Genomic DNA, 21,775 nt, shown 5'->3' on the forward strand with positions numbered 1-21,775 from the left:
GTAAATTTACATTTTAAAATGATAAGTAATCAAAAATATAAAGGCTTGCTTATTTTTATATTGTTCGAACACTTGTTAGAATTACAAGTTCATAAAGGTAAGAAAAAAGGCCGCACAAAGCCGCCTTTCTCATTATTTCACATCAAACACGATGGATTTCACTTGTGTCATCGCTTCGATACTGTAACGAATCCCTTGCACTCCGGCTCCAGATCCCTTAACACCAAGGAATGGGAAGTTATCTGGACCACGTTGGGTCTTATTATTGATGTGTACAGTACCCACTTCCAGTTTCTCAGCAATTTCAAATGCTTTCGGGAAATCATTTGTAAAGACTGAAGATTGAAGACCAAATTCTGACTGATTACAGATCTGAATAGCCTCTTCAACGGAAGTCACACGAATAATCGGAAGAACAGGACCAAATGGCTCTTCCCAAGCTAATTTCATATCCAGTGTCACATGGTCAAACAAGGCAGGCCAGATGAGATTTGCTTCACGTTTGATTTCTATCAAGGCTGACGCTCCCTTTTCTTGAGCATCTTCAATCAAGCCCCAGATGAAATCTGCTGATGCGTTATCAATGACTGGTGTGATATCCGCATTATCAAAGGGATCCCCAACCGTCAGTTTCTCTACCTCTGCCTTAATCAGCGCCGCTAATTTATCTGCCACGCTCTCCATGACAATGACACGTTTAATAGCCGTACAGCGCTGACCGGAATAACTGTATGCCCCGCCAACAATCTGCTTAGCTGCATGTTCCAAGTCAGCATCTTCCAGCACGACTGCAGCATCCTTACCACCCAATTCTAACATAATTGGACGCATGCCAGCCAACTTACCGATGCGTTCTCCGATTGGAGTCGAACCAGTAAAGTTAATGTAGTTTACTTCCTTATGCTCAATGATGTAATCCCCAATTTCTGAACCACGTCCTGTGATGGTATTGAAAACACCAGCAGGCAGACCAGCCTCAGCAAAAGCCTGAGCCAAGAGCAGACCAGAAATTGAACCTTGTGTAGGTGGCTTAAAGATCACGACATTTCCACCGATAAGGGCAGGAGCAATCTTAGAACCAGACAGGTTGACTGGGTAGTTAAATGGCGCGATAGCCAAGACAACTCCTACAGGCTCACGACGAACCACAGCCAATTTTCTCTTGCTGGCAGCCTCAAAGCCGCCACCTTCCATAACCTGGCCATGAATACGAATTCCCTCTTCGGCCGCATAGCGAATCAAGTCTGCTGTCCGAACAACTTCTCCAATCGCCGCTTTGATACCCTTGGCAACTTCTTTTGCAAGAATTTCGCCAATCTTTTCCTGATCGCGCTCCAAAATATCCGCGGCCTTATGCAGATAAGCTGCACGTTCGACTGCTGAAAGAGCGCGCCAAGCTGGCAAAGCCGCACGAGCGCTCGCCATCGCATCATCAACCTCTGCCTGACTCATGGCAGGCACAGTTCCTAAAATCTCATTATTGATAGGAGATGAGATGGTGATTTCATTTTCAGAAGCTCTCCACTCTCCATTTATATAGTTCTTATATTGTGTCACGTGTCCCCTCCAAAATGTTATTAAGTATCATTTTATCAAATTTTCTGAAAATTTCAACTAAATTTTATAAATTTAAAGAAATTTTTCACAAATTTCACAAATCATTTTCTTTTGTTTATATGAACTCTCCATATTTCTCGATTTTTCATCGAGTCTCACTTTCTACACTAGGTCTACTATGACGCTGAAAAAACTAAAAAAGACCAGGAAAATTTCCTGATCTTAATTTTCAGATTAATCGAAGTCAAGATATTCTTTTTCAAGTTCAAGAACTTCTTCCATCGTTGCACATTCAGTCAATGCGCGTTGTGCAAGTTCTTCCATCTTCTTCGTATCCAATTTCTTCATGAGGCTACGAGTCCGAAGGACAGAAGTGGCACTCATAGAGAACTCATCCAAGCCCATACCGACAAGGAGTGGCACAGCTGTTTGGTCACCGGCCATTTCTCCACACATACCTGCCCACTTGCCTTCAGCGTGAGCTGCCTTGATAACGTTGTTGATCAAGCGAAGGATAGATGGGTTGTATGGTTGGTAGAGGTATGAAACTTGTTCGTTCATACGGTCAGCAGCCATTGTGTATTGGATCAAGTCGTTAGTACCGATAGAGAAAAAGTCAACTTCTTTGGCAAATTGATCCGCTAACATTGCTGCCGCTGGAATTTCAATCATGATACCTACTTGGATATTATCCGCTACAGCAACTCCTTCCGCTTGCAATTTCGCTTTTTCTTCTTCGTAAACTGCTTTAGCCTTGCGGAATTCTGTCAAAAGAGCAACCATTGGAAACATGATGCGCAATTGTCCATGTACAGAAGCACGCAAGAGGGCGCGGATTTGTGTACGGAACATAGCGTCACCAGTTTCAGAGATAGAGATACGCAATGCACGGAAACCAAGGAATGGGTTCATTTCATGCGGCATATCGAAGTAAGGAAGTTCCTTATCTCCACCGATGTCCATGGTACGGACAACCACTGGTTTACCATTCATTCCTTCAAGTACAGCCTTGTATGCTTCGTACTGCTCATCTTCTGTTGGGAAGTCTTGTGAATCCATGTAAAGGAATTCTGTACGGTAAAGACCTACGGCTTCAGCACCATTTGCATTGACACCTTCAACGTCTTTTGGTGTACCAATGTTAGCAGCGAGTTCAAAGTGTTTGCCATCGGCAGTCACTGTTTGAGCATCTTTCAAGAGAGCCCATTCAGCTTTTTGCTTCGCATAAGCTTCACCATCTGCTTTGAATTCTGCTGCTTGCTCTTCAGTTGGGTTAATGATTACTTCACCAGTGATACCATTAGCTGCGATGATATCGCCGTCTTTAACGAGTTCAGTGATATTATTAGTTCCCAATACCGCTGCGATTTCAAGCGTACGCGCCATAATCGCAGAGTGGCTTGTTCGTCCACCGATATTGGTTACAAACGCCTTAACAAATTTCTTGTCTAATTGAGCTGTATCAGAAGGAGTCAAGTCATGTGCAATGACAACTGATTCTTCATTGATAGAAGCTGGATTTGGTAATTTCTTGCCCAAAAGGTTTGCCAAAACACGCTTCGTTACGTCACGAATATCTGCCGCACGTTCTTGCATGTATGGATTGTCTTCCATACCTTCAAAAATAGCGATAAACATGTCTGTAACTTCTTTCAGACCAGCTTCCGCATTTACTTTCTTAGTACGGATCGTTTCTTTGATTTGACCAACCATTTCAGGGTCAGCGAGTACCATTAAGTGAGCGTCAAATACTTGAGCTGCTTCTTCACCAAGGCTATCTACTGCTTTCTCACGGATAACAGAAAGCTCGTTCTGTGAAGCTTCAAGAGCTGCATCCAAACGAGCCTCTTCTGCATTCGTATCATCGACTGAAACAGTCTCAAATGACAAATCCGGTTGAACTAATAGATATGCCTTAGCAACAGCAACACCATCAGATGCCGCAATTCCTTTAAGCATTTCTGTCATTTTCTTATGCCAATCCTTCTTTTTCCATTGTTTCTGAGATAGCAGCGATAGCATCATCCGCGTCTGCACCTTCAGCTGAGATTGTAACGTCAGCACCTTGGCCAACACCAAGACTCATAACACCCATGATTGATTTAAGGTTTACTGATTTACCTTTGTACTCAAGAGTGATATCTGAAGCAAATTTGCTAGCTGTTTGTACCAACAATGTTGCTGGACGCGCGTGAATACCTGTTTCTGCCACAATGTGGAAATCTTTAGAAGCCATAGTTAGACTCTCCTTTAAAATAATTCTTTTTGAGTTAAAGTGATAACCCTTACAAGTTGGTATTATATCACTTTTTGAAATCTTTTTCAAGAATTTTATAGCCCGCTTACAAAATATTTCGTTAGACTTTGAAAATGAATTCTGTTTTAAAATAGTAGATTCAATCATCAACTCCCTCTCTTTCCAAAATAGTCTCTAGGCTTTCTTCCTTATAATGAATTCTTCTTGGTCTAGCTTCGCTTAAAGTACAGTAAGCGCTGTTACTTCTTGTGGTTATTTCTCTTTGTTTCGATGTTTTATACACTATATATTGTATCTCTATAGTTGCTATAAGAAAATGTCATACAATATTTAGTTCAAAACTGTTGACATCGAATTCGCTTTTAGATATACTAGTTTCAGATTAAAATTTAAGAAAATGAAAGTATAGAGGAATCATCTAATGGTAACTATTTACTCTAAAAACGATTGTGTTCAATGCAAGATGACCAAGCGTTTTCTTGATACCAACAATGTGGAATATCGTGAAATCAACCTTGATGAGCAACCAGAATACATCGACCATGTTAAAAGCCTCGGTTTCAATGCAGCGCCTGTTATTCAAACGCCAACTGAAGCATTTTCTGGTTTCCAGCCTGGTAAACTTAAAAAATTATCATAATCTCGCCAGTATTTAGAGCTTTGTTGCCGCTCCTATCATTCGTAGGAGCCGTTTATTTTGTAAAAGCAAAAGACATTTTAGAAAAAGGAAAATTATGGGACTCAAACACTTAGAAGATGTGACTTACTTCCGTCTAAATAACGAAATCAACCGTCCAGTCAATGGGCAAATCATGCTTCACAAAGACAAAGAAGCCTTGGAAGCCTTCTTTAAAGAAAATGTTGAACCAAACACGATGAAGTTTGCTTCTATTACTGAAAAAATTCAATATTTAATCGAAGAAAACTACTTGGAAAAAGAATTTATCCAACTCTATTCTCCTGAATATATTGAAGAGTTGTCTGCTTTTATCCATGCTCAAGATTTCAAGTTCAAATCTTTCATGGCTGCCTATAAATTCTATAACCAGTATGCACTGAAGACAAATGATGGTGAATACTATCTGGAAAGCATGGAAGATCGGGTGCTCTTTAATGCCCTCTACTTTGCCAACGGAGATGAAGCCATTGCCAAGGATATTGCAAATGAAATCATCCACCAGCGCTATCAACCGGCTACACCAAGCTTCCTCAACGCTGGCCGGGCTCGTCGTGGCGAATTGGTTTCCTGCTTCCTCATCCAAGTAACAGATGACATGAACTCAATCGGCCGTTCCATTAACTCTGCTCTGCAATTGTCTCGTATCGGAGGTGGGGTCGGTATTTCCCTCAGCAATCTGCGGGAAGCTGGAGCACCTATAAAAGGTTATGAAGGAGCTGCATCTGGCGTTGTACCTGTTATGAAACTCTTTGAGGACAGTTTCTCCTATTCTAACCAGCTGGGCCAACGTCAGGGAGCTGGAGTTGTTTACCTCAATGTCTTCCACCCAGATATCATCGCTTTCCTTTCTACTAAAAAAGAAAATGCTGATGAAAAAGTTCGGGTTAAAACCCTCTCACTCGGTGTTGTCATTCCAGATAAGTTCTATGAATTGGCGCGCAAGAATGAAGATATGTATCTCTTCAGCCCTTACTCAATCGAACGTGAATACGGTGTACCATTTGCCTATATCGATATCACAGAGAAATACGATGAGCTAGTTGCCAATCCTAAGATCACCAAGACTAAGATCAAGACCCGTGATTTGGAAACAGAAATTTCTAAACTCCAACAAGAATCTGGCTATCCTTATGTCGTAAACATCGATACAGCTAATCGTTCAAATCCAATTGACGGTAAAATCATCATGAGCAACCTTTGCTCAGAGATCCTGCAAGTTCAGGAGCCTAGCCTCTTGAATGATGCACAAGAGTATCTCCACTTAGGGACAGATGTATCATGTAACTTGGGTTCTACTAACGTCGTCAACATGATGACTTCGCCTGACTTCGGAAAATCCATCCGGACTATGACACGTGCTTTGACCTTTGTTACAGACAGCTCACACATCACAGCAGTTCCTTCAATTGACCACGGTAATAGTTTAGCCCATACCTTTGGTCTGGGAGCTATGGGATTGCACAGCTATTTGGCGCAACAACTGATTGATTATGGATCTGCGGAAGCTGTGGAGTTCACCAGCATCTACTTTATGCTCATGAACTACTGGACCTTGGTTGAGTCTAACAATATCGCTCGCGAGCGCGGTGTGACCTTCCACAACTTTGAAAAATCTGACTATGCCAACGGCACTTACTTTGACAAATACCTGACGGGTGAATTTGTACCTAAGTCTGACCGTGTCAAAGAACTTTTCAAAGATATCTTTATCCCAACCGCTGCTGACTGGACAGAACTTCGTGACAAGGTAAAAGCGGACGGTCTCTACCACCAAAACCGCCTAGCTGTTGCACCAAATGGTTCTATCAGCTACATCAACGATGTTTCTGCTTCAATCCATCCAATCACTCAGCGGATCGAAGAACGTCAAGAAAAGAAAATCGGTAAGATTTACTATCCTGCGGCAGGCTTGTCAACTGAGACTATTCCTTACTACACCAGCGCCTATGACATGGATATGCGTAAGGTTATTGATGTCTATGCAGCCGCAACTGAGCACGTGGACCAAGGACTTTCACTGACTCTCTTTATGCGCAGCGATATTCCTAAAGGCCTCTACGAGTGGAAAAAAGAAAGCAAGCAAACAACCCGCGACCTTTCTATCCTGCGTAACTACGCCTTCAACAAGGGAATCAAGTCCATCTACTACGTCCGCACCTTCACTGATGATGGCGGTGAAGTAGGCGCTAACCAATGTGAAAGCTGTGTGATCTAGCAAGTAACAATTTACAATTACACCATTTAAATTCAACAAAATAAAGTATAAAAAACACTTATCGCAATGTCGCCAAGGAAATCATTCCATCCGCGACATAAGCAAGTATTAGAAGTTTAAAGCGAGATTATCATGGAAACATACTATAAAGCCATAAACTGGAATGCTATCGAAGATGTCATCGACAAATCAACTTGGGAAAAGCTGACGGAGCAATTCTGGCTCGATACACGGATTCCCTTGTCTAATGACCTGGATGACTGGAGAAAATTGTCCAACAAGGAAAAAGACTTGGTCGGCAAGGTCTTCGGAGGATTGACATTGCTGGATACCCTCCAATCTGAATCTGGTGTGGATGCCCTACGCAAGGACGTCCGTACTGCCCACGAAGAAGCCGTCTTCAACAATATCCAATTCATGGAATCCGTCCACGCAAAATCCTATTCTTCTATCTTTTCTACCTTGAATACCAAGGCTGAAATTGAAGAAATCTTTGAATGGACCAACACAAACCCATACCTACAAAGAAAAGCAGAAATTATCAATGAAATCTACCTCAATGGTAGCCCCCTAGAAAAGAAGGTTGCCAGCGTTTTCCTTGAAACCTTCCTCTTCTACTCTGGTTTCTTTACACCCCTCTACTATCTTGGTAACAACAAACTGGCCAACGTTGCTGAAATTATCAAACTGATCATCCGTGACGAGTCTGTCCACGGAACTTACATTGGTTACAAATTCCAACTTGGTTTCAATGAATTACCTGAAGAAGAGCAAGAGAAACTCAAAGAATGGATGTACGACCTACTCTACACCCTCTACGAGAACGAAGAAGGCTATACGGAAAGCCTCTATGACGGTGTTGGTTGGACCGAAGAAGTCAAAACCTTCCTTCGTTACAATGCCAACAAGGCTCTCATGAACCTAGGACAAGATCCACTCTTCCCAGATTCAGCAGACGATGTCAACCCAATCGTCATGAACGGGATCTCAACAGGAACATCCAACCACGACTTCTTCTCTCAAGTCGGAAATGGTTACCTTCTTGGTGAAGTTGAAGCCATGCAAGATGATGACTATGACTACGGTTTAACCAAATAATTTTCAGACACTAGAAAACGACTAACATGTTCATCAAGTTAGTCGTTTTTTTATCATCTATGGCTAGCTAGTACTTTCGCCCTCAGCTATTTCACGATCCTCTTTCTTAGGAGTAGGAGTTGGCGGTTCATAGGCACGGATAATCTGCGCTACCACTGGATGGCGAACCACATCCTTAGCTGAGAAATGCACAAAATCAATCTGGGAAATGTTTTTCAACTTCTCCTGAGCGTCGATGAGACCAGATTTGACATTGCGAGGCAGGTCGATCTGACTGATGTCTCCGTTGACAATCATCTTAGACTGGAAGCCCAGACGTGTCAGAAACATCTTCATCTGCATGATGGTCGTATTTTGAGCCTCATCCAGAATGACAAAGGCATCATCCAGCGTCCGCCCCCGCATATAGGCTAAGGGTGCAATCTCAATGATTTCTCGCTCCATCAGGCGCGTCGTCTGGTCCTTACCCAAAATCTGATACAAGGCATCATAGACCGGACGAAGATATGGATCCACCTTTTCCTTAAGGTCACCAGGCAGAAAGCCCAAACTCTCACCAGCTTCTACCGCTGGTCGCGTCAAGATGATGCGTTTGACCTGCCCACGTTTGAGAGCTGTCACGGCCAAGGTCACCGCCAGAAAGGTCTTCCCTGTCCCAGCTGGACCAATCCCAAAGACAATATCATGATTTTTAACACTGTCCACATAGATTTTCTGACCCAATGTCTTAACCCGAATTGGCTTGCCATAGCTGTCCTTGATAATCTCTTCTTCGTAAAGAGCTACAAACTTATCAATCTCGTCATTTTTGACCATAGTAATGGCTGTCACAACATCGGGTGTACCGATGGTCATGCCACGATTGACCAAGACCAAGAGAGCCTGAATAACCTGGCGCGCCTCCTCACAGGCAGTCTCCGTCCCCAAAATCTGCACAATCTCGGTTCGGGCATGAATGGTGACCTTCAATTCCTGCTCCATCAAGCGCAGATGGCGTTCATTAGAACCAAAAAGATGAAAGGCATCATCTGGATGGCCCAGTTTCAATTCTACTGAATGTTCCTGCAAACAAAGAACCTCTCTATTTTATTTTTTTGAATGAATTATCTTTATTATATCAAAGCAAGCAGAAAATGACTATCCCTAGCCACTATCCACTTAATGGGCCTGATACTCTTCCCAAATAGCATCGAACTCGCCCAAGTTAAAGGAAAAATTTGCATGCTCCTCCAGAAAACGACTGACCTCATCAAAATCATCCGTGTGCTTAGGAAAGGCCGTGTCCTGAAAAGCCAAGTCCGCCAAAATTGCTTTGGGCTTATTACTTTTAGGATTGCGCTCCGCCATCAGCCAACTGTAAAAAGATTTTCTCATTTAAATCAACTCCGTTCCAGTCGGATCTTGCTTGATTTTACCAGCTTTCATAAGACCGCCCAGGGCTTTTTTAAACTGGCCTTTGGAAATACCAAAAGTGGCCTTGATGTCGTCTGGTGAAGATTTATCGTTCAAAGTCATGAAGCCGCCATTGCTCTCCAGATATGTCAAGATCATCTGAGCATCGTTTTCCAGCATTTCAAAGGTGCGAGGCTTGAGGGAGAGGTTAAGGGTGCGGTCTACTTCACGGAAGCCAATTACCCGTGCGTCCAAGACCTGCCCCAGACGTGGCTCTGCATAACGCTCGCTCGGGTGGATAAAGCCCAGCATATTATTCTCTGGCAAGTAGACAAAGGTGCCAGAAAGCTTGAGTCGATAAACGATGGCCGGCCAATTTTGGTTCTGCATATTATTGTAGGCAGGACGAGCCAAGCGCTGGAAATCCTCCTGATAGGCCAGCTGTCCCCAGATGCGGTCTTTCTTGTCCACATCCAGACGAATATAGAGACGGTCGCCCTTCTTAGGCCAAAGTTCCTTAATTTCTGGCAAAATATCCAGTGACACCACGATTTGCTTATCTGGCAGACCCGTATCGACAAAGACCCCCAGATCCTTGCGAACCTCCGTCACTGTTCCCCAGCCAAACTGCTCTTGGGTCGCTGTGACCTCAAGAGTTGTCAGGCGAAGTTTCTGCTTCATATCGCTGTAGGCAAAGCCCTTGACAGACTGACCGAGCTCATGCGGTCCCTCTTCTTTAGAAAGGGCATAAGTTTGTCCATCCTTCTGGACAAAGTAAAAACGATCGTTTTCATCCGTGATAATCCCCACGATGAAGCTAGCAAGATTTGTGTTCATATAGTCCTACTTCTACCTTGCCTCTTCTAATCGCAAGGATTTTTATGTTAAAACAACTCAGTCAGCCAAGGCCAACTGAGTTTTGATTCTGCTAAAATATTAAACTTCTAGAAGTTCTTTTTCTTTAGTCGCTGTCATATCATCGATATGCTTCACTGCATCATCAGTGACCTTTTGGATATCCTTTTCAAGAACCTTCAATTCATCTTCAGTGATTTCTTTAGCCTTTTCCTGTTTCTTAGCTTCGTCCATCGCGTCGCGGCGGATGTTACGAATCGCAATCTTAGCATTTTCACCGACTTTTTTTACTTCCTTAGCCAATTCACGACGAGTTTCCTCTGTCAGAGCTGGAATGACCAAACGAATGACAGATCCGTCGCTAGATGGTGTGATACCTAAGTCAGAGGCATTGATGGCACGCTCGATATCCTTGATAGAAGACTTGTCAAAAGGTGTCACCAAAAGAACACGCGCTTCTGGAATCGTGATAGAAGAAAGTTGGTTAAGCGGTGTCTCTACTCCATAGTATTCCACATGGATACGATCCAAAAGGCTAGCATTAGCGCGGCCTGCACGGATGCTACCAAATTCACGCGCCAAGCTTTGGTGCGAGTGGGTCATTCTTTCTTTTGCTTTTTCTACAATTGCATTTGCCATTTTCTTTTCTCCTGATTTTTATAAATTATTTGAGACAGTTGTCCCAATTTGCTCGCCAAAGACCACTCGTTTGATATTGCCAGGTTCATTCATGTTAAAGACGACTAGGTCAATGTCATTGTCCATAGAAAGAGTAGAAGCAGTCGAGTCCATGATGCGCAAGCCTTTGTTAATAACGTCACGGTGGGTCAATTCATCAAACTTCACAGCCGTTTTATCCTTGTTTGGATCGGCATTGTAGACCCCATCCACACCATTTTTAGCCATGAGGATAGCATCTGCCTCAATTTCCGCAGCCCGCAGAGCAGCAGTCGTATCTGTTGAGAAATATGGTGAACCAATACCAGCACCGAAAATAACAATCCGACCTTTTTCTAGGTGACGAAGAGCACGCCCACGAATATAAGGCTCAGCCACCTGCTGCATCGCAATTGCTGTTTGAACGCGGGTGTCAACGCCCACTTGCTGCAAGGAATCTGCCATTACAAGTGCATTCATGACTGTTCCCAACATGCCAGTATAGTCCGCTTGAACGCGATCCATACCCGCTTCTGCTGCTGGCTCGCCTCGCCAAAGATTACCACCACCGATAACCAAGGCAATTTGAATGCCCAGTTCATGGACTTCCTTGATTTCTTCAGCCATTTTTTGAACAGTGGCGATGTTGATCCCTACACCTTTTTCGCCAGCCAAAGCTTCTCCAGATAGTTTAATCAAAATACGCTTATATTTAGGTTCTACCATTTTTCCACTCCTTGTTTTATCTGTACTATTTTACCATAAATTCCACTTTTTACCTAGCCCTATTATTCAAAATATTAAATTAAAATACAAAAAGAAAACTCCACCAGATGACTCCAGTGAAGTTGTGATTTATTTATATTTTAAAGCACGTTTGAAGGTCTTCCAAGCTCCCAAATCATCCGTCTGCAGGACAAGGCTGGAGTAGATTCGCGCGATGAAAACGGTCATCATCACCGCAAAAGCAACTGTAATTCCTAGAGAAATCCAAGCTTCCAAGCTGGTCGCATAACCATTGATAGATCGGAATGGCATGAAGAAGGTCGAGATGAACGGAAGATAAGAACCAACTTTCAAAATCACATTGTCTCCTGCAGCCCCTATCGAAGAAACTCCCATAAAGCCGACTAAAATCAGCATGATAACGGGCGAAAGGACTTTTCCTGTATCTTCTGCTCGTGCCACCATTGAACCAAGAAAGGCTGACAAGACAACATACATAAAGATACTAACTGCTACAAAAGCTAGGGTATTCAAAGACACAGCTTCTCCGATATACTGCTGAATGGCTGGATTGCTCTTCAAGACTTGGGATACAAGAGGAATGCTGTCCGCAAAGAGAAAGGCCGCTAGTCCACCAAGCACATAAATGCCCAGATGGCTAAGAATCACTGCAAAAATCCCAATCATACGAGCATAGAAATAATCGGTCGCCTTAATACTGGAGAAGATAACTTCCATGATTTTGGTGCCTTTTTCACTGGCCACATCTTGGGCAGTAACGCTAGCATAAGTAATCAGAATCATATAGAGCAGGAAGCCCAGTCCTATTGCAGCAAAGGTCTGAACCATCTTCTTGCTTTCTTTGTTTTCATCAATCTTTTCTTCAAACTGGACTGTCCGCGCAAGAATCTGACTCTGCTCAGCTGATAAATTAGCCTGAGCCAAGTTTAAAGCCTGCTGGACCTGGATGAGGGAATTGGACAGAGCTATTTTCGTTGCAGCGTTCATGCTGGTTTCTGCATAGTAGGTAGCAGAGAGCTGTCCGTCTTTTTCCTCAACCGTCAGATAGCCCGCGATTTTCTTATCTTTTACAGCCTGCTTGGCTGCTGCTTCATCTTTGTACTGAAAGCTCAACTGATCTTCAGCTCTTAATACTTCTCTGACAGAATCAAGCTGGGTTAGCACTGCCACCTTTTTAGAGGAGGACATAGAGCTTCCCTGCAGATAGCCAATTCCCAAACTCAACCCAAGAAAGAGAAAAGGAGACAAGACCATAAAGACAAAACTCCAAGACTTGACATGACGCAGGTAGGTTTCTTTGATTACGATTAACATTTGTTTCATACTTCCACCCCTGATTCTAATTTGAAAATTTCATCAATTGTCGGTGCCTGCTGGTCAAAAGTCGCCACATAGCTTCCCTGAGTCAATCGATCAAACAATTCAAGACCAGCTGTTTCGTCATCCAAAATCAATTTCCAGATACCTTGCTTGGTCTGCGTCGCCTTGACAACATGGGGCAGAGCTTCTAATTCAGCCTGAGACAAGTCACTTGAAACGAAAAGACGAGTCTTGCCATATTGGTTGCGGACTGCCTGCACATCCCCATTGAGAACCACTTGCCCGTCACGAATCATTAAGACATCATCACACAGCTCTTCCACATTTGTCATGACATGATCCGAGAAGATAATCGTCGCTCCGCGCTTTTTCTCTTCAATAATGACTTCTTTCAGGATTTCAGTATTGACAGGATCCAGACCGCTGAAAGGCTCATCTAAAATAATCAAGTCTGGCTCATGCAGGAGCGTGATAATCAGCTGAACCTTTTGCTGGTTCCCCTTAGACAAGCTCTTGATTTTGTCGGTTAATTTCCCCTTGACCTGAAGCTTTTCCATCCACTGGGGCAGTTTTTCTTTGACAACAGCTGTCGGCACACCCTTTAGATTTGCCAGATAGCGCACTTGCTCAAAGACCGTCAGCTTAGGCATCAGACTTCTTTCCTCAGGCAGGTAGCCAATCCTGCTATAGGTCTCCTGCTCGATTTCCTGCCCTTCGAAATGAATCTCTCCACTATAGTCTAGGAAGCGCAAAATACTGTGAAAAATCGTTGTTTTCCCAGCACCGTTTTTCCCAATCAAACCAAGGATATGCCCCGGCTGGGCTTCAAAATCAATACCGAACAACACTTGCTTTTGCCCAAAACTTTTTTCTAGTTTTTCTACATGAAGCATATGAAACCTCCTATTATGATACTAAGATTATTATACTACTTTGAAAGTAGTTTTTCATCCTTTTGTCCTAGTGTACGACAAATTTCTTCTCTATTTTTCATAAGTGAAATATGAAACTCGCTCCAACCAATACCACAAAAAAATGAGGCTCGAAAACCTCATTCGTTTAATGTATTTTATTCATCGCTCTTTATTGACCACCCAGTTGAGGAGCTTGGTCAAAAGAGTCCAGAGAACAAAGCTAATGATGATAATATAAAGCCAAGCATTTTTATCATCTGACAAAGGCAAGGGGACATTCATACCGAAGAAGCCAGTGATGACTGCTAGGACTGCCAGAAGAACCGAAATGATGGTCAAGACAGTCAAATTATCATTTAAATTGTTGTTCAGGATGTTATTGTAGGAACCCGAAAGCTGGCTAAGAACCTGAGCAATCAAATCCGTCATTGAAACCAGCTGACGTGCCTCAATCATGGCATCTTCAAATTGCTCGGTCTCTAGTTCATCAAAGCCACGATAAACAGCATGGCTCTTGATGTGCTCTAAAAGTATACTATTTTGTTTGGATGCCGCCACCAGATAGACCATAGAAGTTTCCAAATCGGAGAGAGCAAACAAGTGCTTTTTAGTAGTTTTCTGACGCAAAAGTCGGTTAAGCTCATCCTTTCGCTTGTCCATCTGCTCAATGACCGGATAGTAGGAATTGGAGATCAACTCTAGACTAGCAAAAAGAAACTTATAGACCGACACCGGCTCATGATTCTCCGTATAGGCCTTCATGATATCGACCACATAGGCATTGTCTTGATTGCTGATGGTGATGAGACGATCCTGCTGTACCACGAAAGTCATCGGAATAGTCTCATAGTAGTCCTTCTCTGTCGCTAAATTTAACACATTATAGATGAAAAGAACTGTCCCATTCTCACGATTGTAGTCCATATGAGCCCGCTCGTTTTTATCCAGCGCATACTCAATGGTTTCAAGATCGATATTATAATCCTGATAAATCTGTCCATTCTTTTTAACATCATCTGAGTCAATGTTGATCCAGACAGATTGGTCTTTCAGTTTTCTTTCCAGAAACATAGAACTCCTTTCTGCGATCTAGAATGATTGTCTAATAGCTCATACATAATGCCCACACTTAGCCTCATAGCCAAAGCTCCTATGTCCTGACAATAACCAAGCAAATCGATATTATTTTCTAAACATAAGTGTAAGGCAGCTAGCTAGTCCGCCAAATAGCGGCTAGCGTCCACCAATTAGGAAGTTTAGTTCCAATTGGTAGTACTGAATCACATCTTCTCTTCTAACTCTACATCTGGATATTTATCCGCAAACCAGCGGAGAGCAAAGTCATTTTCAAAGAGGAAGACTGGTTGGTCGAAACGGTCTTTAGCTAAGATATTACGGCTTGATGACATGCGCTCATCTAAATCCTCCGGCTTGATCCAACGAACTGTCTTTTTACCCATTGGGCTCATGACTACTTCCGCATTGTACTCGCCTTCCATACGGTGCTTAAAGACTTCAAACTGGAGTTGGCCGACAGCGCCTAGCATATACTCTCCTGTTTGGTAATTCTTATAAAGCTGAATGGCTCCCTCTTGTACCAATTGCTCGATTCCCTTGTGGAAGGATTTTTGTTTCATGACGTTCTTAGCAGAAACTTTCATGAAAATTTCAGGTGTAAAGGTTGGCAGTGGTTCAAATTCGAACTTGTTTTTTCCAACCGTCAAAGTGTCTCCAACCTGATAAGTACCGGTATCGTAAACTCCGATGATATCTCCTGCTACGGCGTTGGTCACATTCTCACGACTTTCAGCCATAAACTGAGTGACATTCGACAGTTTGGCAGTCTTACCAGTACGAGGCAGGTTGACACTCATGCCTCGCTCAAATTCACCCGATACGATACGGACAAAAGCGATACGGTCTCGGTGACGAGGATCCATGTTGGCTTGGATTTTAAAGACGAATCCTGAGAAATCCTTGTCATAAGGATCCACAATTTCTCCGTCTGTTTTCTTGTGGCCATGTGGCTCTGGCGCAAACTTGAGGAAGGTTTCGAGGAAGGTCTGTACCCCAAAGTTGGTCAGGGCTGAACCGAAGAAGACTGGAGTTAGCTCACCAGCTAAAATAGCTTCCTCTGAGAACTCATTTCCTGCTTCCTTCAGGAGCTCAATGTCATCCTTAACTTGCTCATAGAAAGGATTGCTGGCAAAAAGTTTGTCCCCTTCTTCTAGACTGGCAAAACGCTCATCTCCTTTATAGAGTTCCAGACGCTGATTATAGAGGTCATACAAGCCCTCAAAGGCTTTCCCCATCCCGATTGGCCAGTTCATAGGGTAGCTAGCGATACCCAAGACTTCTTCCAATTCTTGCAAGAGGTCCAGTGGCTCACGACCGTCACGGTCCAGCTTGTTCATAAAGGTAAAGACAGGGATTCCACGGTGTTTCACAACCTCAAACAATTTCTTGGTTTGGGCCTCAATACCCTTGGCAGAGTCCACGACCATGACCGCAGCATCCACCGCCATCAAGGTCCGATAGGTATCTTCAGAGAAGTCCTCGTGTCCTGGTGTGTCAAGGATGTTGACTCGTTTGCCATCGTAGTCAAATTGCATAACAGATGAGGTTACCGAAATACCACGTTGTTTCTCGATATCCATCCAGTCAGACTTGGCAAAATTCCCTGTTTTCTTACCTTTTACAGTACCAGCCTCACGAATTTCGCCCCCAAAGTAGAGCAGCTGCTCAGTGATGGTCGTTTTCCCCGCGTCTGGGTGGGAAATAATGGCAAAGGTGCGGCGTTTCTTAATTTCTTCTTGTAAAGTCATCTTCTTCTCTTTCTTTCATTTTAGGATAATGGTGAATGTCAGTATTTTTTTATTTTACATTGGAATATTCTAATCCTTTCAACCTACCTATTATAGCGGATTTGGCGCTTTTTTTCAATTATCTGAAGAAGATAAAGAGGCTGGGACAAAAGTCCTAGCCTCTCAATTGTCTTTGGAATGTCGAGCAAGACGCAGTGGTTGAGTGGGCTCTACTACGCTGATTTCATCAGCTTTTACAGCCCTACTCAACTGTGCGGAGGTGGGACGACGAAATCGAATTCTAACGAATTACCGATTTCTGTCCCACTCTCCTATTCTTTATATTTGGCTAACTTATCTTAAAATCTGACAATGACACTGCTAAAGAGAAAATTGCAATGATTAAGATTAAAATCAGATTTAAGAAAACTCCTGCCAACTAAACTTGACAGGAGCTACAAAATTTCATTTTAAACAATTTCTAGCTGCTTTTTCCAGCGTTTCTTAAATATTTCATCAAAAAGAAGCAAAGTTGCGGACAAAATAATCGACACAGCTAAATATTTTACTAAAAGATTGTGCTGGCTGATAAAAGGCGGGCTTTTTAGCAAACCGTAATTCCCACCCGTCACTTGATTGACAGCGACAAGAAAGGCATCGAGCACAAAAGTATAGAGGACAATCATATATTTCTTGAGCTGGGTCTTGTCGTAGTGATTCATCAGATAAATTAGGGAATTAACCAAGAGGGCATAGTGACCAATCAGGAAAGAGAAGCTGGTAATATGCGGGAAATCATAAGGATCAAAGACTGGATAGCCGAGGGCGAAGACTGCCCCGCTGGCTCCTAGGAGAGCAAAATACTGCTTGCTGGGCCATTTATCTGGCAGAAAGACCACCGCAAACATGGCCAAACGGCAATGGTACAAAGGCAGACTATTTGCCAGAGGGAGCTGAAAACCCACATACCAGCTATAAAGAATTGCCAGTTGGCACAACTGAAGGATTTTCATGCTTTTGATAAAGCTAGAATTCTTATGGTATTTTATCGATGCGTAGACGGACAGCAAAAGCAATGCCATCATCAAAGAGTAGGCCAAAGCTGAAACAAAGGGTGGTTCAGTTTGATTGGTAGTCAAAAAATGATGCATCCAGTTTCCTTTCTACTTCTAAAATCTGTATGCTCAAACTCGCAGTCAGATTGAAAATCTAGGCAGAATTTTCCTAGTTACCAGAGAAATCATTTCCTCTTCCAATCTTTATTGGGTCAATCGCTCTGCCTGTCTTTCCTTCATTTCTTTGAACAAGTAAGAAAATAGAAGCAAGGCCGTCGCTAAGACCACAGACACGATCATATAATTCCCAAGCATACCATGATCTCCTACCAGAGGCGGATCCTTTAAGAAACCGTAGTTGCCCCCGAATGCAATATTTCCAAGCAAGATGAGGAAGTCTAAGCCAAAGGTAATTTCTACGATACGGCGATAGGACAGATTAAGTCTATCATAATGCTTCATCAGGTAGATAATCGAATTGCCTAACAAAGCCAAATGACCGATGAAAAACGAAAATAGGGTTATATGCGGAAATGAATAGGGATCCAAAATCGGATAGACAATAGCGCAAATCGGTCCAAATACTCCCAATAAGGCAAAATATTGCTTATAAGCTACTTTATCTGGCAGTAGCAAGACAGCAAACATAGCGACTCGGCAATGATACAAGGGGAGACTCTCCGACAAAGGCTCCTGAATAACCAAGTACCAGCCATACAAAGAGACTAATTGCACGATTTGGGCAACTCTAAAAAAAGTCTGCACTTTCTTTTGTTCAAAATAACGACTAGCAACATAGATGACGGACACTAGGCTCATCATGAGCAGAATGTAAGCAAAAGGTGTCATCACAGGTGGTTCTGTTTTGTGACTAGTAAAAAAATCTAGTAAATTCATCTTTCAAATTTTCATCCTAATAAATATTTTTTAAGGACACTGGGCTTGCTCTTCCTAGCAAAGTCCTTAATTTTTCTCAAAAAGTTTTTCAACTTTCTAGAGTAATAACTTCTGGCCATTACAACTCTAGTCAGATTGAGCTAGATTATCTGGTCTACTGGATATAAGCATCCAGTCAGCATCAACTTCAATCTAGTCTATATATTGTTCTTGCTGATTCTGATAAATATCCCAGAGAAGCTGCAGCTGCTCTTTTGTTATCCTTTTCTCGGATAAAAGAGGCAAATCCTGTGGGGCAAAGAAACTCATCTCGGCAATTTCTAAATTGGGCTGAAAATCTCCTTCTTTCAGCTGACATTCAAACACAAGTTTGACATACTGCTTACTTTGTGGCTGGAATTTATTGCTATCAAAGACAGCCAGCAAGCGTACTACGCTAGCTTGAAATCCAGTTTCTTCCTGAATTTCTTTTACTATATTCTCTTTGGGAGATAAGCCTACTTCGCAGAAACCACCCGGCAGAGCCCATGTATCCTCTTGCTGTCCTCGTACTAGACAAATCTTGCCCTGCTGAACAATAAAAGCTCGGACATCGACCAAAGGAGTCGCATAAAAATCTGTCGGACGGAGCAAGTCAGACAGCTCATCCGGTTCCAGATGGCTGGTCTCTCTGAGCAGCTGATTCAGATTGTCTCTGATATCCGCATAGCGTTCTCGATCAAAGTCACTGGCAGCAAAAGACAAACCTGTATCCGTTATAGCCAACAGTCGTTGCAAAATTAAAGCTATATCACTTGTCCCCATGCTCCAAGGCCTCCACTAGTTTATCCAACTTCATCGAATTACTGCCCTTGAGCAAGATTTGGTCGGATGATTGCAACCAAGTCTTAACGGTCTTGGTCAAATCTTCAAACTGATCCTTGTCAGCATTTTTGACAAAATAATGTACCCGATTTGGTGGGTAGATTTCCCGAGCATAGACGTAGAGGGCTTCCATATCCTCTCCATAGAGGAAAAGATCGGTAATAATCTCTGGATTGAGACTGGTAATCATGGCTCCGTGCATGAGCTTGGAGTCAGCACCCAGCTCTTTCATATCCGCCAAGACTGCAGCCTTGCGGCCACCCTGACTAGCTGGAATCGCTGAGAAGGTTTCAAGAATCAAGCGCATAGCTGTTGGATTGGCATTGTAGACATCAGACAGGATATCGGCTCCATTAGCCGCCTTCTTCCACTCGGTTCGATTGCGGGTCAATTCCAGCTGGGCAAAGGCCTGACGAATCGCCGACTCACTGACACCCTCCTGCAAGGCTACGTAAGAGGCTATCATAGCGTTAGTCGCATTGTATTTGCCAGTCACAGGTAGGTCAATCGCCTGCTCCAGAAAATTCGCTTCAAAGGTCAAGCTGTCTTTGCGCTCTTCTAGACGAGTCAGACAAATATCTGCATCGGGACCAAAGCGAACCACTTTTTGCTGGTCTGGCAGAAAATCATTAACGATCTTATCAGCTGGAGCCAAGAGCAGACCGCCTTTCTTCATGCCATCCGCAATTTGCATTTTTCCTTTAGCAATTTCCGTACGGCTTCCGAAAAATTCTAAGTGAGCTTCGCCAATCAAGGTTACAATGCTAGTCTTTGGCTTGGCAATTTCAGACAGAAGATGGATATCTCCCAAATGATCCTGTCCCATTTCCAAAACTAGCTTTTCTGTGTCGTCTGGCATGTGGAGCACCGTGTAGGGCAGACCGATTTCATTATTATAGTTGCCTTGAGTTTTATAGGTTTTGTAGCCAGTAGCCAGTAGCTGAGCCAGTATATCCTTAGTTGTGGTCTTCCCATTGGAGCCCGTCACAGCGAGCACATCTACGCCTGTCTTTTCCAGATAGTATTGAGCCAAGCCTTGAAAGGCCGCGAGCACATCATCGACCAAGATATAAGGACCGTCTGCTACTGTATGCTCAGACAAGGTCGCTGCAGCTCCCTGAGCAAAGGCAGTCGCGATAAAGTCATGACCGTCACGCGCGCCCTTGAGCGGGATAAAAAGATCCCCCGTCTCAATCAAACGGCTGTCAAATTCAGCATTTCTAAAAGTCACATTTTCAAACTGACTGACATCATTTTTCGCAGCTAAGACTTCTGCTAATTCATATAAATCTAATTTCATATTTTTAACTCATTTTTCCGCTTTTTCCCAAAAAAGAAGGGAGTGAGCTCAGACCAAATATTAAAAGTTCAGTCTGTCATCTCAGTCCCTCCATTATATCATAATTATAAAAGATGCGCTTCTCTCTTAGCAAAAGCCTCTTCAGCTAGATTTACCAATTTCTCAATCAACTCGGAATAAGGCAATCCCATATTTTCCCAAAGCAAGGGATACATAGACCATTGAGTAAAGCCTGGCATGGTATTGAGCTCATTGAGGAAAATGTCCCCCTCTTCAGTGTAGAAGAAATCACAGCGAGCCAATCCCTGTCCGCCCAAGGCACGAAAGGCTGTCTCAGCATTCGTACGCATGATTGAAATTACCTCGTCCGAGATTTTTGCAGGAATATCCATGGTAATCTTATTGTCAATATACTTGGCTTCATAGTCGTAGAAAGCCACATCCTTGACCACTTCGCCCGGAAAGGTGCTCTTAACGTCATAATTTCCTAAGAGACCAACCTCAATCTCACGCGCATTGACCCCCTGCTCAACCAAAACACGGTTGTCGTACTTGAAAGCCAAATCCAATGCTGCCCGCAGCTCCTCTTGATTCTCAGACTTGGAAATGCCGACACTAGAGCCCATATTAGACGGTTTGGTAAAAATCGGATAAGTCAATTTTTCTTCGATTTCGGCAATTTTTTCTTCCAGATTTTCACCCTCAATCACCGCTACATAAGGCACCTGCGGAATTCCAGCAGATTCCAGAATACGTTTGGTGGTGATTTTGTCCATGGCAACACTGGAAGACAAAATATTGCAGCCCACATAAGGAAGGCGCAGCACTTCAAGAAAGCCTTGAATAGAGCCATCCTCGCCCATCGGTCCATGAAGGACAGGAAAGACAACTGCATTTTCCTCATAAATATCACTCGGTTTGACTTGCTGTGAAAGATCAACCGTTGCATTGGTCATGAGCTTTTCATCTGCAGACGGCTTTTCTGTAAATTCCTGCGTTTTGATAAAATCGCCAGCTTTTGTGATGAAATAAGTCTTGACAGAAAATTTGTCATAGTTGATAGCTCGCATGACACTCTCAGCCGACAAGACTGAAACTTCTCGCTCAGCACTGCGGCCACCGTATAGTAAAATCAAGGTTTGTTTGACCATTATCTTATCCTAA

The 21,775-nt window shown here is 43.1% G+C and carries 20 protein-coding genes; 3 read left to right on the forward strand and 17 right to left on the reverse strand.

Features of this window, described 5'->3' with window-relative positions:
• Nucleotides 1-132: 132 nt before the first annotated feature.
• The 3 genes from O3651_RS05115 to O3651_RS05125 form a co-directional block, all read right to left on the reverse strand.
• Nucleotides 133-1,557, reverse strand: coding sequence for an NADP-dependent glyceraldehyde-3-phosphate dehydrogenase (locus tag O3651_RS05115; RefSeq protein WP_371609773.1), 1,425 nt, complete (start codon nt 1,555-1,557; stop codon nt 133-135).
• A 234-nt stretch (nt 1,558-1,791) separates the two neighbouring features.
• A complete protein-coding gene (gene ptsP, locus O3651_RS05120; protein WP_313962956.1) occupies nt 1,792-3,525 on the reverse strand; it encodes a phosphoenolpyruvate--protein phosphotransferase in 1,734 nt (577 codons plus the stop codon).
• Between the two features lie 4 nt (nt 3,526-3,529).
• Nucleotides 3,530-3,793 carry a phosphocarrier protein HPr gene (locus tag O3651_RS05125; protein ID WP_005589589.1) on the reverse strand — a complete coding sequence of 88 codons (264 nt, stop codon included), beginning with the start codon at nt 3,791-3,793 and terminating at the stop codon, nt 3,530-3,532.
• A 442-nt stretch (nt 3,794-4,235) separates the two neighbouring features.
• On the opposite strand from O3651_RS05125, the gene nrdH reads away from it, so the two are divergent.
• The 3 genes from nrdH (at nt 4,236) to nrdF (ending at nt 7,806) form a co-directional block, all read left to right on the forward strand.
• Complete coding sequence (nrdH, locus tag O3651_RS05130; RefSeq protein WP_005589588.1) at nt 4,236-4,454, forward strand: glutaredoxin-like protein NrdH; 219 nt, start codon at nt 4,236-4,238, stop codon at nt 4,452-4,454.
• Nucleotides 4,455-4,548: 94 nt separating this feature from the next.
• Nucleotides 4,549-6,708 carry a class 1b ribonucleoside-diphosphate reductase subunit alpha gene (gene nrdE, locus O3651_RS05135; protein ID WP_371609774.1) on the forward strand — a complete coding sequence of 720 codons (2,160 nt, stop codon included), beginning with the start codon at nt 4,549-4,551 and terminating at the stop codon, nt 6,706-6,708.
• 132 nt (nt 6,709-6,840) lie between these two features.
• Nucleotides 6,841-7,806 carry a class 1b ribonucleoside-diphosphate reductase subunit beta gene (gene nrdF, locus O3651_RS05140; protein WP_371609775.1) on the forward strand — a complete coding sequence of 322 codons (966 nt, stop codon included), beginning with the start codon at nt 6,841-6,843 and terminating at the stop codon, nt 7,804-7,806.
• Nucleotides 7,807-7,869: 63 nt separating this feature from the next.
• Here the strand turns inward: nrdF and O3651_RS05145 are convergent, their stop codons facing one another.
• From O3651_RS05145 to O3651_RS05210, 14 genes are all read right to left on the reverse strand, one after another.
• A complete protein-coding gene (locus O3651_RS05145; protein WP_371609776.1) occupies nt 7,870-8,874 on the reverse strand; it encodes a PhoH family protein in 1,005 nt (334 codons plus the stop codon).
• A 90-nt stretch (nt 8,875-8,964) separates the two neighbouring features.
• Nucleotides 8,965-9,180, reverse strand: coding sequence for a YozE family protein (locus O3651_RS05150; RefSeq protein ID WP_371609777.1), 216 nt, complete (start codon nt 9,178-9,180; stop codon nt 8,965-8,967).
• The gene (gene cvfB / locus O3651_RS05155; protein ID WP_371609778.1) at nt 9,181-10,035 is read right to left on the reverse strand and encodes an RNA-binding virulence regulatory protein CvfB; all 855 of its coding nucleotides are present in this window, start codon (nt 10,033-10,035) and stop codon (nt 9,181-9,183) included.
• A gap of 99 nt (nt 10,036-10,134) precedes the next feature.
• Complete coding sequence (gene frr / locus O3651_RS05160) at nt 10,135-10,692, reverse strand: ribosome recycling factor (protein ID WP_005589576.1); 558 nt, start codon at nt 10,690-10,692, stop codon at nt 10,135-10,137.
• Between the two features lie 18 nt (nt 10,693-10,710).
• The gene (gene pyrH / locus O3651_RS05165) at nt 10,711-11,436 is read right to left on the reverse strand and encodes a UMP kinase (protein WP_005589574.1); all 726 of its coding nucleotides are present in this window, start codon (nt 11,434-11,436) and stop codon (nt 10,711-10,713) included.
• Nucleotides 11,437-11,565: 129 nt separating this feature from the next.
• Nucleotides 11,566-12,780: an ABC transporter permease gene (locus O3651_RS05170; RefSeq protein ID WP_371609779.1), complete on the reverse strand. Its 1,215-nt coding sequence runs from the start codon at nt 12,778-12,780 to the stop codon at nt 11,566-11,568.
• Nucleotides 12,777-13,670: an ABC transporter ATP-binding protein gene (locus O3651_RS05175; RefSeq protein WP_371609780.1), complete on the reverse strand. Its 894-nt coding sequence runs from the start codon at nt 13,668-13,670 to the stop codon at nt 12,777-12,779. The genes O3651_RS05170 and O3651_RS05175 overlap by 4 nt, the downstream gene beginning before the upstream one ends.
• Before the next feature lie 180 nt (nt 13,671-13,850).
• Complete coding sequence (locus O3651_RS05180) at nt 13,851-14,762, reverse strand: magnesium transporter CorA family protein (protein ID WP_061910918.1); 912 nt, start codon at nt 14,760-14,762, stop codon at nt 13,851-13,853.
• Nucleotides 14,763-14,971: 209 nt separating this feature from the next.
• Complete coding sequence (locus tag O3651_RS05185; RefSeq protein ID WP_048764804.1) at nt 14,972-16,516, reverse strand: peptide chain release factor 3; 1,545 nt, start codon at nt 16,514-16,516, stop codon at nt 14,972-14,974.
• Nucleotides 16,517-16,965: 449 nt separating this feature from the next.
• Nucleotides 16,966-17,646 carry a TIGR02206 family membrane protein gene (locus tag O3651_RS05190; RefSeq protein ID WP_125388046.1) on the reverse strand — a complete coding sequence of 227 codons (681 nt, stop codon included), beginning with the start codon at nt 17,644-17,646 and terminating at the stop codon, nt 16,966-16,968.
• 108 nt (nt 17,647-17,754) lie between these two features.
• On the reverse strand, nt 17,755-18,447 hold the full coding sequence (locus O3651_RS05195) for a TIGR02206 family membrane protein (protein WP_125388045.1): 693 nt from the start codon (nt 18,445-18,447) through the stop codon (nt 17,755-17,757).
• Nucleotides 18,448-18,639: 192 nt separating this feature from the next.
• Nucleotides 18,640-19,251: an NUDIX hydrolase N-terminal domain-containing protein gene (locus O3651_RS05200; protein ID WP_371609781.1), complete on the reverse strand. Its 612-nt coding sequence runs from the start codon at nt 19,249-19,251 to the stop codon at nt 18,640-18,642.
• Nucleotides 19,238-20,611 (reverse strand): UDP-N-acetylmuramoyl-tripeptide--D-alanyl-D-alanine ligase, encoded by a 1,374-nt coding sequence (gene murF / locus O3651_RS05205; RefSeq protein ID WP_371609782.1) that lies wholly within the window; start codon nt 20,609-20,611, stop codon nt 19,238-19,240. Before murF ends, O3651_RS05200 begins: the two co-directional genes overlap by 14 nt.
• Before the next feature lie 104 nt (nt 20,612-20,715).
• On the reverse strand, nt 20,716-21,762 hold the full coding sequence (locus tag O3651_RS05210) for a D-alanine--D-alanine ligase (protein ID WP_371609783.1): 1,047 nt from the start codon (nt 21,760-21,762) through the stop codon (nt 20,716-20,718).
• Between the last annotated feature and the right edge of the window lie 13 nt (nt 21,763-21,775).

The organism is Streptococcus sp. 27098_8_73 (genome assembly GCF_041432495.1).
Classification (GTDB): domain Bacteria; phylum Bacillota; class Bacilli; order Lactobacillales; family Streptococcaceae; genus Streptococcus.